The organism is Kitasatospora sp. NPDC098663, from assembly GCF_044760075.1.
In the GTDB taxonomy this organism is placed as follows: Bacteria; Actinomycetota; Actinomycetes; order Streptomycetales; family Streptomycetaceae; genus Kitasatospora.
In genome coordinates this window covers 1-11,512 of sequence record NZ_JBIWAP010000095.1, presented here as the reverse complement: position 1 = coordinate 11,512, position 11,512 = coordinate 1, and the positions used below count along the sequence as shown (strand labels likewise).

The window sequence follows — 11,512 nt, the reverse complement described above, 5'->3', positions numbered from 1 at the left end:
CACCCTCCTCCCCAAACACACCATCCCCAACCAACACACCAAAGCCACCCACAACGCCCTCACCAACCTCAACCACCAACTCACACAAACCAACACAGGCACAGACAGGAGCACCTCGTGACCACCACCACTGACATCGCCATCACCGACCTCACCACCACCACCCCCGACGGCGCCCGCCTCACCGTCGCCATCCACCACCCCGCCCACATCGACCCGCGCGACGTCACGACCCCCACCAGCACACCCCTGATCGTCCTCGCCCACGGCTGGGGCGCCACCCACACCGTCTGGCACGCCACCGCCCAGTTGCTCGCCGCCCAGGGCCACACCGTCGTCGCCTACGACCAGCGCGGCCACGGCACCAGCACCCTTGGCGACAAGGCCCTCACCATCCAGCAGCTCGGGCACGACCTCGCCACCGTCGCCGACGCCCTCGCCCCTCACCGACCCGTCGTCATCGCCGGCCACTCAGGCGGCGGTTACGCCGCGCTCGCCTACGCCACCCAGCTCTACGCCGACGACCCCCGGACCGCGCCCCAGCGCCTCGTCGGCCTCCTCCTCGCCGCGAGCGCCGCCGACGACCAGCAGACCCCTCCGGGCGAGCTCCGCATCATGAAGACGAAGGCCTTCCAGCGCGCCCTCAAGAACCCCCGGCTCGGCCGCCAGCTCCTCAAGAAGACCCTCCACCCGAACACCCCTGCTCACACCCAGGAGACCAACCGCCGACTCTTCGCCAACACCAACCCCCACACCCGTCTCACCGCCTTCGCCTCCACCAGCACCATGGACCACACCCCCCACCTCCGGAACGTCACCACCCCCACCACGATCCTCCGTGGCACCCACGACACCTCCGTCGGCCTGACCCACATCCGCACCCTCCAGACCCATCTCCCCAACACCACCGTCGACACCCTCTCCGACGCCGGCCACATCCTCCCGCTCGAAGCCCCTCACCAACTCGCCCGCCAGATCCACCAGCTCACACTCGCTTCGCAGCGGTGACCACCTCCTCCCTCACCACCGAGCTGGGCAGGCTCCTGCCGCCAACCGTCCACTGCACCGAGGCCTTCGGGCCGCCGCCCCAGGGCGCGCTCCTTCCTGCGGAGCGCGCCCACATCAGTGGCCGATCGCCCCGCAGGCAGCGGCAGTTCACCGCCGCCCGTACGCTCGCCCGCCGTGCTCTCGCCCAGCTCGGCCACCCTCCGGTCCCGCTGCTCCCGGGGCCGGGCGGGGCACCCGAGTGGCCGTCGGGGACCGTCGGGAGCATCACTCACTGCGACGGTTACACCGCTTGCGCTGCGGCGCACGCGGCCGATGTCATCTCGCTCGGGATCGACGCCGAGCCTGCTCTGCCGCTCCCCGACGGGGTCCTCGTTCTCACCGCTTCCGAGGACGAGCGTCACCGGCTCGACCGGCTGCCTCACGGCCAAGTCCCCTGGGATCGACTGCTCTTCAGCGCCAAGGAGGCCACCTACAAGGCCTGCTACCCGATCACCCGACGATGGACCGGCCTGGCCGGCATCACCGTGCGCCTCCAGCCCGACCGCACCTTCACCGCCCACCACCCCCACCTGCCCGGTCCCTGCCACGGCCGCTGGAGCACCACCGGTGCCATCCTCCTCACAACCCTCGCCATCCCGCACGGGACCACGACCGGTTGAGCGCGCAGCGCCGCAGCACCCCAGCACCGCAGCACCCCAGCCCCCCAGCACCGCGAACCGGCCATCAGCGGGCCTACAGGGCGAGCGCCATTCCCTCGTCGGCCGCGATGATCTCTCCGCGGAACCCGGCCCGCGCGTCGGCCACCGAGAGCGCCCGGTCGCTGCCGGGCCAGAAGTGGGTGAGGAGCAGCCGCCTGGCCCCGGCCCGGGCCGCCCAGGTGCCCGCTTCGGCGGCGCTCAGCAGGTGCGGGTCGGCGTCCTCCGCCCGGCCCTGGAGGGTGGCTCCGGCGATGAACAGGTCTGCTGCCGCGGCCAGTCGGGCGAGGGCAGGGTCCGGTCCCGCGTCGCCGCTGTAAGCCAGGACCAGGCCCGGTGCGCTGAGCCGGATTCCGGCGTGGGGGACGTGGTGCGGGAGGAGTTCGGTGTCGAGCCGGAGCGGCCCGACCCGGTGGCTCGCCGGGAGCGGGTGGACGTCGAAGACGTCGTGCAGGTCTTCGGTCGGTTCCATGGCCTGGACCCGTCCGATCACTCCGGGGGTGCAGTACAGCGGGAGGCGGGGGCCCCGCTGTTGCGCGAAGTAGCGGGCGCGACTGAGCGCGCTGAGGTCGGCACAGTGGTCGGGGTGTTCGTGGGTGATCACGACGGCGTCCAGGTCCTCGGCGGCGCAGTGGTCCAGCAGCCGCGGGAGGGTTGCGTAGCCGAGGTCCAGCGCGAGGCGGAACCCGTCGTACTCCAGCAGGAAGCCGCTGGCGCCCCGGCCGGCCTCGGGCCAGGCCCCACATGTCCCCAGTACCGTCAGTCTGCGCACCGGTCGATACTCTCACGGGTGCTGGCGAGGTACCTCTGACGGGCTTCGCCATGGAGCCGGCCGTGGAGGACGGCGAATGATGCGGCGCCCTGGCCTTTGAAGGACTCTCAAGCGCCCGGGCCCGCCCCGCTCTCCCCCGACATGGCGGAGGGGCGAGGCCGACGCGGGGACGAGGGGATGAAGGGACGCGGGGACGAGGCGGCAGCTGACGGATCCGGTCAGAGGAGGCCGAGGGACAGGGAGCCCCGGCCCATGGAATGGCACGCACGCTCACGCTCGTCGCCGCCGCCCTCGCCTACCCCGCTTGGGCGCCCGCCCTCAACGGATGGGGCCGACCGGGCCGTTGTCGCCGGTGCGCACCGCTTCGATGAAGCCGGTGGTGCTCGGGCCCGAGCCGGGCGGGAAGGGGCGGCCGTACGCGGCGGCGACCTCGTCGAGCAGGGTGAGCCGGGTGTTCCAGCCGTGGGCGTCGAGCCACTCGTGGGTCTGGGGGCCGAGGCCGCCCTGCCACAGGTCGGTGATGTGGGCGAGGGTCGGGTCCTGCGGGGTGCTGGTCACGTCCCGGCCCTTTTCGATCAGCAGTCGGCTGCCCGGGGCGGAGAGGGTGCCGACGGCGGTGAGCAGGCCGGCCGCCTGGTCGGCGGTGAGGTAGACCAGCAGCCCTTCGGCCAGCCAGGCGGTGGGCCGCTCCGGGTCGAGGCCGGCTTCGACGAGGCGGCGCGGCCAGTCCGGGTCCAGCAGGTCGCCGGGCAGCGTGGTGCGTTCGCCGGCCGGGTCGGCGCCGAGTTCGTCCAGGACCTGCTGTTTGAAGGTCAGGACGGGCGCGAGGTCGAGTTCGAAGAGGCGGGTGCCGGCCGGCCAGTCGAGCCGGTAGGCGCGGGCGTCCAGGCCTGCCGCGAGCAGGACGACCTGGTCCGCGCCGGCGGCGAGCAGGCGGTCGTCGTAGAAGCGGGTCCGCAGGATGCCGTGGACCACCAGGCCTCTGGCGAGGCCGCTCGCCGGTCCCGAGGTGGGCATCGGCATGCCGGAGGCGGTGACGAAGGCGGCGGCGTAGGGGTCGGTGAAGAGCGGTTCGGGGCGGGAGCTCTCGTAGGCGCGCACCAGCGCGACGGACAGGGCCGTGCGGGAGACCGGGCTCAGCGGGTCGGTGGTCGTCATGCCCGGGAATCTACCCCGGCGGCGAGTCGGCCGCTCCGGCGATCCCCTCACAGGTCCGGGCAGTCACCTGGCCTGCGGGGAAAGCGACTTGATGCAACGCCACGAGCTCACGTCAACAGGTGGCGCCAGCGGTCGGCGGAATCCATCATGTCCCGGATGACGCGTTCCAGGAACGTCCCGCCCCTGGCCAGCCGCTGCCCCACGGGGCTGTCGGGCCCGAACTCCGCCGCGGCCGTCATCGCGATCCCCGCCGTCCCGAGCGTCTCCCGCGAGCCGATCATGATCGAGTGGTACCAGGCCTCGTCGTCGACCACGTAGATGTCGCGACGCCGCTGCGGGTCGCGTTCGCGCCGGACGTATCCGTGCTGGACCAGGTAGTTCACGGCCACGGAGACGGAGGCCGCACTGACGTTGAGCCTGCGGGTCAGCTCGGCCGCGGTGCGCCTGCCGTCCTCGGACAGCAGCAGGTCGACGTGCACGCGCGCCGTCATCCTCGGCAGCCCCGTCCTGACCGCCATCTCGATGATCTCCTCTCCCGTCGGGCTGTCCGAGGGCCCGTCCGCGGGCGGCGGCACCGGGGTGCCGCGCCGCGCGCGCTGGACCGTCGCCCGGTGCGCCTGTTCGGGCCGGTAGCCGCTGGGGCCGCCGTTGCGCCCGATCTCACGGCCGATCGTCGACGTCGGCCGGTCGAGCCGCCTGGCGATCTCGGCGTAGGACAGCCCGTCGGCGAGTCCGGCCGCGATGCGCTGGCGGTCCTGCTGGGTCAGTCGTCCTCCTGGCATGCCGCCAGTATTGCCTTCGCATTCATTCATTGCAATGCGGCATTGCATTCGACTCCAGCGTCATTGCATCAATTTACCGCTGCTGTACTGGGAAAACTCCCATCGCTCATTGCGACCATGGTGAATGCAACGTAGCTTTCGAATAGTCCCGAAGACGCATTTGCGCGAGATGAGGAACGGTCATGGGTGAATCCGTCCACACCGTCACCACGCTGCCGACGGCGCGCCCGCCCGGCTGCCCCTTCGACCCGCCGGCCGAGCTGACCGACGCCCGACGGCACGGCCCGATCAGCCGCTACACCCACCCCGGCGGGGCGGCCGGTTGGCTGGTCACCGGGTACGAGCTGGTCAGGTCGGTCCTGGCCGACCCGCGGTTCAGCTCGCGCAAGGAGCTCATCAACGTGGGCGACTTCGAGATTCCTCCGCCGCCGCCCGGCGAGTTCCTCCTCATGGACGACCCGCAGCACGGGCGCTACCGGAAGCCGCTGGTGGGCAAGTTCACCGTGCGGCGGATGCGACTGCTCGCCGAGCGCATCGAGCAGATCACCGCCGAGTGCCTGGACGCCATGGAGGCGGCCGGGCCGTCGGCGGACCTGGTGACCGCGTTCGCCAAGCCCATCCCCGCCATCGTGATCTGCGAGCTGCTGGGCGTGCCGTACGAGGACCGCGGCTCCTTCCAGGAGCAGATCGACTCGTTCATGAACGGGGAGACGAGCGACGAGGAGCTGATCGCGGCCTACACCGCGACCCAGCGGTACCTCGCGGAGCTGGTGGCCGCCAAGCGCGCGAACCCCACCGACGACGTGCTCAGCGATCTCATGGACAGCGACCTCACCGATGAGGAGCTGAAGGGCGTCAGCCTGATCCTGCTGGCGGCCGGGCTCGACACCACCACGAACATGCTGGCGCTGGGCACCTTCGCCCTGCTGCAGAACCCGGCGCAGCTGGCCGACCTGCGCTCCGACCCCACGCTCACCGGCCGGGCCGTCGAGGAACTGCTGCGGTACCTGAGCGTCGCCAAGTCGTTCATGAGGACGGCGCTGGAGGACGTCGAGTTGGGCGGCCAGAGCATCAAGGCCGGCACGACGGTCATCCTGTCGTACAGCACTACCAACCGCGACCCCGAGCGCTTCGCCGATCCCCACGTGCTCGACTTCCGTCGGCAGTACGCCGGGCACCTGGCCTTCGGCCACGGCGTCCACCAGTGCCTGGGGCAGCAGCTGGCCCGCGTCGAGCTGAGCGTCGCGCTCTCCGCGCTGGTCAAACGCTTCCCCACGCTGCGCCTGGCCGTACCGGCGGAGGAGGTCGGCCTGCGGCCGGAGACCGCGGACATCTACGGGGTGAAGAGCCTCCCGGTCACCTGGGACGCGTGACCGGGAACCGGCCCGGGCGAGGTCGGGGCCAGGGCCGGGGTCCGGGTCGGGACCGGGGGACCCGCCCGGACGGAGGAGCCCGACACGTCGCGCGGCCCGGCACACCCACGGAGGGTGTGCCGGGCCGTCGGCGCCACCGGGTTCAGGGGGTGTAGCTCACCCAGCCGCTCAGGGCGGTGGTGTTCGGCGGGCAGTAGACGCGCACGTTCAGGAAGGTGGTGTACGGGCCCACGGTGTGGGTGGAGCTGTCGGAACAGCTCACGTTGACCCACCACTTGGTGGTTCCGGTGCCCGAGCAGGAGATGTTGAAGTACTGCTGGGTGCCGTCGCTCCCGAACGTGCCGGTGCTGCAGTTGATGCTCTGCAGCGCGTCCGGGGAGGTGGTCTGCGCCTGTGCGGCCGGGGCCGCGGCGAGGCCCAGCGCCGTGGCCGTGGCGAACGCCGCGAGGCTGCCCGCGATCCTGTTCCTGGTCCGGTTGTTCACAGCTGTCCGTCCTCGGGGTCGGTGGTGCGCGTGGGGGCGCCGGGCGGCGACTCGGAGAGCAGCCCGGCGCCCTGTCTGCGGTGACTTTAGGGAGCGGTCGGATCCGCGAGCATATGACGGCGGAAAATGCGCCTGTCCCGGCCTGGTCAGGCCTCTTGGCCCGTCGATCACGAATTCCTGCGACGGGGCACCGCCGATGGGGCGGCCGAGGTGGTCCGCCGGCGCCCGGAACGGCCGAAAACACCCGGGCACCGGCGTACCGTCCGCACCCCGGCATGGCACAAGTCCGTTACAGCGGCGTCAGGTTCCTCCCGCCCCGCACGCGTGCCTGGCATCATCCAAGTCCGTGCCGCCCCCGGAGCCGCCCGCGGCGTGCCGGGGCGTCGGCCCGCATGGCGACCGACGTCCAGCCAAGGGGGAGTCCGATGACGCTGTTCGGCAAGCGGCCGGGCCCGCAGGACGCCCGGCCGCGCGGGCGGGTCACCGCACTGAGGCTGCGGGGCGTGGTGCAGGCCCTGCTCGTGCTGCTCGGCCTGTCCGCGGTCGGCCTCGGGTTCGCGCGGTTCGTCGACGCGTACCACGAGGGGTGGGCGTACCGCGGCGCCCCGGTCTGCGGCGCTCCGGCGATCGGGCCCGGGGTGGACTGCACGCTGCGGGAGAGCGGGCGGGTGACGAAGAGGACGGTGCAGCGGGACGGCGACTCGACCTCGTACACCCTGACCGTGGCCCGCGAGAAGGCTCCGACCGGCGCCTACGACGTCGGGGAGGCGTTCTACGACGACGTGCGGACCGACACGGTCGTGAACCTGACGGTCTGGAGGGGCCAGGTGGTCGAGGTCGACTACCAGGGGCACCGGGCCCGCAATCCGCACACCCTGTGGCTGGCCATCATGAAGCTGGCGCTGCTGGTCGGCGCGGGCACGGCCCTGATCGCGGGCGGCCTGCTCGGGCCGAACGTGCGCTCCTGGTGGATCCCGGCCGGGATGTCCGTACCCGTGGCGGTCACCACGCTGGTGGGTGCCGCCATGCTCCTCCTGATGGACTGGCCGCTGCCCGTGACCGTGGTCCTGGCCGTCCTGGCCTGGCTGCTCGCGGTCTCCGTCGTCAGCGGAATGTCCGCGGAGTAGTGGCCCGAAGCGGATCCGGAATGCCGCTCACAGGTTGTCAGGTTCTCAACATGGGAAATAGGCTGCCACCTCCCGTTCACGCCACCACCGGGGAGACCACCCATGCCCAGCAGTACCAGGAGCCGCAGGACCAGAACCGCCGCGACCCTCCTCACCGCCGCCCTGGCCGCGGCCCTCCTCGGCGGCGCCCCCGCGCTCGCCGCACCCGGAGCCCCGCCCGGGACGACGACGGGCGACGCCCCCATAGCCGCTCCGGCGGACGGCCGGCACCCCGTCGAGGTGTTCGGCGAGGACGGTGGCATCTCCCGGGCCCTCGTCCCCGGCGGCTCCCCGTACACGGCCGGCTCCCGCGCCCAGGGCGTGGCCCCGCTCCGGGACGACGGCGACGTCACCGCGCTGGTGCGCAACGGCGATCCGGCCGCCAAGCTCGACGTGGTGGTCATCGGCGACGGCTACGCGGCGCAGGAACAGGAGAAGTTCCGCAGCGACGCGGCCGAGAAGTGGCGCGAGATCACCGCCGTCGAGCCGTACGCCACCTACCGCAACCTGTTCAACGTCTGGGCGGTGTCGGCCGTTTCGCCCGAGTCGGGCGTCTCCGGGGATCCGGACCAGACGACCGTCCGGCACACCGCGCTGGGCTCGTACTTCTGGTGCGACGGGGTGGAGCGGCTGCTCTGCGTGGACGAGAAGGCGGTCGAGCGCTACGCGGCCAAGGCCCCGCAGGCGGACCTGGTGATCGTGGTGGCCAACAGCACCAAGTACGGCGGCGCGGGCTACAACGACGTGAAGTCCCCGCTCGGCTACGAGGGCATCGCCACCGTGGCGGGCGGCAACGCGAAGTCCGGGCAGATCGCGGTGCACGAGACCGGGCACTCGCTGGGCAAGCTCGCCGACGAGTACGCGTACGACGGCCAGGGCACCTACCAGGGCGCGGAGCCGGCCGAGGCCAACATCAGCACGCTGACCGCCGACCGGATGCGCGCCCAGGGCACCAAGTGGTCCCGCTGGCTCGGCCGGACGTCGCCCGACGGCGGGACGGTCGGCGCCTACGAGGGCGGCGGCTACTACCCGACGGGGCTCTACCGACCGACCGACAACTCGATCATGCGCTCGCTCGGGCGGGAGTTCAACCTGCCCGGACGGGAGGCGATGATCGCCGGCTTCTACCGCCACGCGACCCCGCTGACGAGCCCCGTCTCCACCGACACCCGGCTCACCGCCGCCAGCCGCCTCACCGTCGACCTGCCCGTCCCGGGCACCCGGCTGCGCTGGTTCCTGGACGGGCGCGAGCTGACCGGGCAGCGCGGGCGCACCGCGCCCAACCTCGCCGCCCTCCACCCGGGCGGACCCCGCTCCCGGCCGCACCTGCTCACGGCCGTCGCCACCGACCCCACCCCGGCGGTGATCGACCCGGCGCTGCGCGAGCACCTGACCGGCAGCCTGTCCTGGCTGGTGACGCTCTGACGCGCGTCCACCACGGCTAGGCCCTGTCCGGCCGATCTTGCCGGGCCCACGACGCCGGGCATCCCGCCTGGACGCACGCCCGAATCGCCCAAGTACGCCCAGTACGAGGACGATCCGGGCGCACGCCCAGCCGGGCGCCCAACGCCGCGGGCTGATCCGCCAAGATCGACCGGACAGGGCCTAAGGCCCCGGGCCCGGCAGCACGGTGTGCCGGGCCCGGGGCCTGTCGTCCGCGCCTACCGCCCGCCCTCTCCCGGCCTACGCGGGGGGTTGCGCCGCAGCGGGGCCAGTTCGCGGGCCAGCGTCCGCACGTCCACGGCTATCCGCGCCGCGAGTTCGCCCGGCCCCGCGTCGCCCGGCAGGCGCCGGGACCAGGAACGCGCCTTGGCCGGACCGTCCTGGACCATGTCGAAGTTCAGTCGCACCGCCCCGGCCACGTCGGCCAGGGTCACCAGGATCCGGGTGTCCGCGAGGTCGATCGTGACCTCGTTCCCGATGCACGAGCACGCCACCAGACCCTCGATGTCCTCCTCCGCCAGATATCTGGCCAGGGGAACCGCTCTCCCCCGGATCAGGTACGGACGTACCACCGCCACCACAGACCCCGCCCCCTCTCCAGCCCACCGGACACGCCGACCACCGTACGGCCCGGCAGCGGCGCAAGCGCGCCGCAACGACCGGGCCCGCCCATGCTCCACCCATAGCCCCCGGATCGCCAAGTCCATGACGTCCCAGGCGACTTGACCGACAGCACTGGCCCGGCGCACCGGCGCACGCCCCGGCGCACTCGGGCGCCCCTCCACCAGCCCCGCAGCAGCAGGAGCGCCGCACCCGGAACGCACGAACGCCCGCCCGCACGAGGCGGACGGGCATCCCCGCGGCCGCGCAGCCCTATGGCGCGCGGCCGGGCCGCTCAGCGGCCCAGGCGGCTGAACCGGCCGTGCAGGACCAGCGAGCGGCTCAGGGCCGCCAGGCCCGCCGTGCAGAGCAGTGTGCGGAGCATGTTGGCAGCGACCCAGGTGCCCTCGAACTTGGCGCGCACGCCCGCGAAGTCGTGGATCTGGGACGGGTCGCCGGCCGCCGCCAGCTCGTTGTTGAGCGGGATGTTGACGCCCATCGTGACCATCAGCGCCACCACGTACAGCACCGTCGCCCCGGCCGCCCACAGTGCCGCCCGGCGCCGGCCGGCCTTGTGCTGGAGCCAGGCCGCCACGCCGGTGGCGGCGAAGGCCCCGACGAAGACCAGGCCGAACATCCCGTTCTCGATCGACGAGTTGATGTGCTGCATCGCCGTGACGTACGTCCGGTCGTCCCCGGCCGCGAGGCCGGGCATCACCGACACGTCGAAGGCGAAGAACAGGCCCGCCATCAGGCCCATCGCGATGGTGGCGCCCGCGAGGACGGGCCCGGCGGCACGGCTCTGCCCGGCGGTTCCGCCGAGCGGTGAACTCCCCGGCCGCACACCGCCGACGGCCGACGGGACGGCGTACGACACCGGTGCCGACCTCTGATCCGAACGCATCACAGGACCCCTTTTCACTCTCCCGGCCCCGCAGGGCGCGGCGCCGGCGAACAGCGGAACGAACGACACCACCCACCGTGCGGTGCCACCCGCAACGGAACCGCGACAACCGGAACCCCGCTACGCGCCAGGGCACTTGCAGCACCGGAGAGTGCCGGGGGGAGTTCGGAAGGGGCCTGCGGTCACAGAACCGGGTTCAGGGTGCGCCGGTACCGGCGCTCCAGCACCGTGCGCCCGATCAGCCGCACCGGGCCCGGGATGGTGGCCGACACGGCCCGCACGGACGCCGCGTCCGCGCCGTCGAACATCCACGGCTGCAGGTACGTCATGACCTGCCCCGGCGCGCTCTGGATGATCCGCCGCTCCACCCGCAGGTACTCGTCCACCGGCAGGCCCGCGATCGCCGGGAACACCACCGGCTCCTCGTGCCCCAGGTGCTCGCGGATCAGGTTCTCGAACCCCGCCGCGGCCTCGGGCAGTTCGGCGATCCGGCGGGCGGACAGCACGTCCGCGACCCGGCGCATCGTCCGGTCGAGCGCTTCGTGGTCCTGCTCCAGGATGCCGCCGCCGTCGAAGCCGGCCAGCCGCTCGCGCAGGAAGGGCCAGAGGATCTCGTCCTCGCTGTGGTGGTGCCAGTCGATGACGGCCCGCAGCCGGCCGAACCAGTCCGCCAGGGCCGCCGCGGGGCCCCAGCCGCCCGCGGACGAACCCCGGGCGGCGGCCGCGCTCAGCCGCGCGGCGTCCCGGCGCATCGCCACGTGCATCAGCCCGAAGCCCCGGATGTGCCCGGGCAGCGCGCCCACGCCCCGCTCGCTCGACCAGACCTGCTTGCCGTCCGACATGGCCAAACCTCCACTGTTATGTCCGGATACACGACCGACGCCCGTGCGGCGGCGGCCTGTTCGGGCCGCCACCGGCGGGCCGGATCACACGTTCCACACGCCCGAGGCGGCGGCCTCGCGGGCGAAGTCGGCGAAGTCCCGCGGCTCACGCCCCAACGCCCGCCGCACCCCGTCCCCCAACGAAGCGTTGCGACCGTCCAGGATCACCGAGAACAACTCCGCGAAGTCCCCCGGCAGACCCGCCTCCTCCAACACCCCCCGGTACGCCGCCTCCGACACCGCCTC

At 72.7% G+C, this 11,512-nt stretch carries 12 protein-coding genes and 1 pseudogene; 5 read left to right on the top strand and 8 right to left on the bottom strand.

Annotation, left to right across the window (positions count from 1 at the left end):
* Positions 1 to 117 precede the first annotated feature (117 nt).
* Positions 118 to 1,008 carry an alpha/beta fold hydrolase gene (locus ACIQVZ_RS41490; RefSeq protein WP_402458083.1) on the top strand — a complete coding sequence of 297 codons (891 nt, stop codon included), beginning with the start codon at positions 118 to 120 and terminating at the stop codon, positions 1,006 to 1,008.
* Positions 1,005 to 1,667, top strand: coding sequence for a 4'-phosphopantetheinyl transferase (locus tag ACIQVZ_RS41485; protein WP_402458080.1), 663 nt, complete (start codon positions 1,005 to 1,007; stop codon positions 1,665 to 1,667). The genes ACIQVZ_RS41490 and ACIQVZ_RS41485 overlap by 4 nt, the downstream gene beginning before the upstream one ends.
* Before the next feature lie 73 nt (positions 1,668 to 1,740).
* Here ACIQVZ_RS41485 and ACIQVZ_RS41480 read toward each other — a convergent pair whose 3' ends face one another.
* The 3 genes from ACIQVZ_RS41480 to ACIQVZ_RS41470 all read right to left on the bottom strand — a co-directional run bounded on the left by ACIQVZ_RS41480 (position 1,741) and on the right by ACIQVZ_RS41470 (position 4,415).
* A complete protein-coding gene (locus tag ACIQVZ_RS41480) occupies positions 1,741 to 2,475 on the bottom strand; it encodes an MBL fold metallo-hydrolase (protein ID WP_402458077.1) in 735 nt (244 codons plus the stop codon).
* 318 nt (positions 2,476 to 2,793) lie between these two features.
* Positions 2,794 to 3,633, bottom strand: coding sequence for an SAM-dependent methyltransferase (locus tag ACIQVZ_RS41475; RefSeq protein ID WP_402458074.1), 840 nt, complete (start codon positions 3,631 to 3,633; stop codon positions 2,794 to 2,796).
* Positions 3,634 to 3,740: 107 nt separating this feature from the next.
* Positions 3,741 to 4,415: a helix-turn-helix domain-containing protein gene (locus tag ACIQVZ_RS41470; protein ID WP_402458071.1), complete on the bottom strand. Its 675-nt coding sequence runs from the start codon at positions 4,413 to 4,415 to the stop codon at positions 3,741 to 3,743.
* A gap of 182 nt (positions 4,416 to 4,597) precedes the next feature.
* Here ACIQVZ_RS41470 and ACIQVZ_RS41465 point away from each other — a divergent pair, with 182 nt between their 5' ends.
* A complete protein-coding gene (locus ACIQVZ_RS41465) occupies positions 4,598 to 5,788 on the top strand; it encodes a cytochrome P450 (protein WP_402458068.1) in 1,191 nt (396 codons plus the stop codon).
* 142 nt (positions 5,789 to 5,930) lie between these two features.
* On the opposite strand, the gene ACIQVZ_RS41460 is transcribed toward ACIQVZ_RS41465, so the two are convergent.
* Positions 5,931 to 6,272, bottom strand: coding sequence for a hypothetical protein (locus ACIQVZ_RS41460; protein ID WP_350887699.1), 342 nt, complete (start codon positions 6,270 to 6,272; stop codon positions 5,931 to 5,933).
* Positions 6,273 to 6,697: 425 nt separating this feature from the next.
* Between ACIQVZ_RS41460 and ACIQVZ_RS41455 the strand changes: the two genes are divergently transcribed.
* Both ACIQVZ_RS41455 and ACIQVZ_RS41450 read left to right on the top strand, forming a co-directional pair.
* Positions 6,698 to 7,399 (top strand): hypothetical protein, encoded by a 702-nt coding sequence (locus ACIQVZ_RS41455; RefSeq protein WP_402458065.1) that lies wholly within the window; start codon positions 6,698 to 6,700, stop codon positions 7,397 to 7,399.
* 102 nt (positions 7,400 to 7,501) lie between these two features.
* The gene (locus ACIQVZ_RS41450) at positions 7,502 to 8,863 is read left to right on the top strand and encodes a M64 family metallopeptidase (protein ID WP_350887693.1); all 1,362 of its coding nucleotides are present in this window, start codon (positions 7,502 to 7,504) and stop codon (positions 8,861 to 8,863) included.
* Positions 8,864 to 9,099: 236 nt separating this feature from the next.
* Here the strand turns inward: ACIQVZ_RS41450 and ACIQVZ_RS41445 are convergent, their stop codons facing one another.
* The 4 genes and pseudogenes from ACIQVZ_RS41445 to ACIQVZ_RS41430 all read right to left on the bottom strand — a co-directional run.
* Positions 9,100 to 9,459, bottom strand: a complete 360-nt coding sequence (locus ACIQVZ_RS41445; RefSeq protein WP_402458061.1) for a hypothetical protein — start codon at positions 9,457 to 9,459, stop codon at positions 9,100 to 9,102.
* A gap of 317 nt (positions 9,460 to 9,776) precedes the next feature.
* A complete protein-coding gene (locus tag ACIQVZ_RS41440) occupies positions 9,777 to 10,385 on the bottom strand; it encodes an anthrone oxygenase family protein (protein WP_350887689.1) in 609 nt (202 codons plus the stop codon).
* Between the two features lie 182 nt (positions 10,386 to 10,567).
* Entirely contained in the window at positions 10,568 to 11,227 is a 660-nt protein-coding gene (locus ACIQVZ_RS41435) for a hemerythrin domain-containing protein (RefSeq protein ID WP_350887687.1), read from the bottom strand.
* Positions 11,228 to 11,311: 84 nt separating this feature from the next.
* Positions 11,312 to 11,512: pseudogene (locus ACIQVZ_RS41430) on the bottom strand (NmrA family transcriptional regulator); the annotation flags it as partial.

Coding starts and splice junctions, on each gene's coding strand:
- ACIQVZ_RS41475 (WP_402458074.1), bottom strand. CDS start 3,633: ATGACGACCACCGACCCGCTGAGCCCGGTCTCCCGCACGGCCCTGTCC.
- ACIQVZ_RS41470 (WP_402458071.1), bottom strand. CDS start 4,415: ATGCCAGGAGGACGACTGACCCAGCAGGACCGCCAGCGCATCGCGGCC.
- ACIQVZ_RS41465 (WP_402458068.1), top strand. CDS start 4,598: ATGGGTGAATCCGTCCACACCGTCACCACGCTGCCGACGGCGCGCCCG.
- ACIQVZ_RS41455 (WP_402458065.1), top strand. CDS start 6,698: ATGACGCTGTTCGGCAAGCGGCCGGGCCCGCAGGACGCCCGGCCGCGC.
- ACIQVZ_RS41450 (WP_350887693.1), top strand. CDS start 7,502: ATGCCCAGCAGTACCAGGAGCCGCAGGACCAGAACCGCCGCGACCCTC.
- ACIQVZ_RS41440 (WP_350887689.1), bottom strand. CDS start 10,385: ATGCGTTCGGATCAGAGGTCGGCACCGGTGTCGTACGCCGTCCCGTCG.
- ACIQVZ_RS41435 (WP_350887687.1), bottom strand. CDS start 11,227: ATGTCGGACGGCAAGCAGGTCTGGTCGAGCGAGCGGGGCGTGGGCGCG.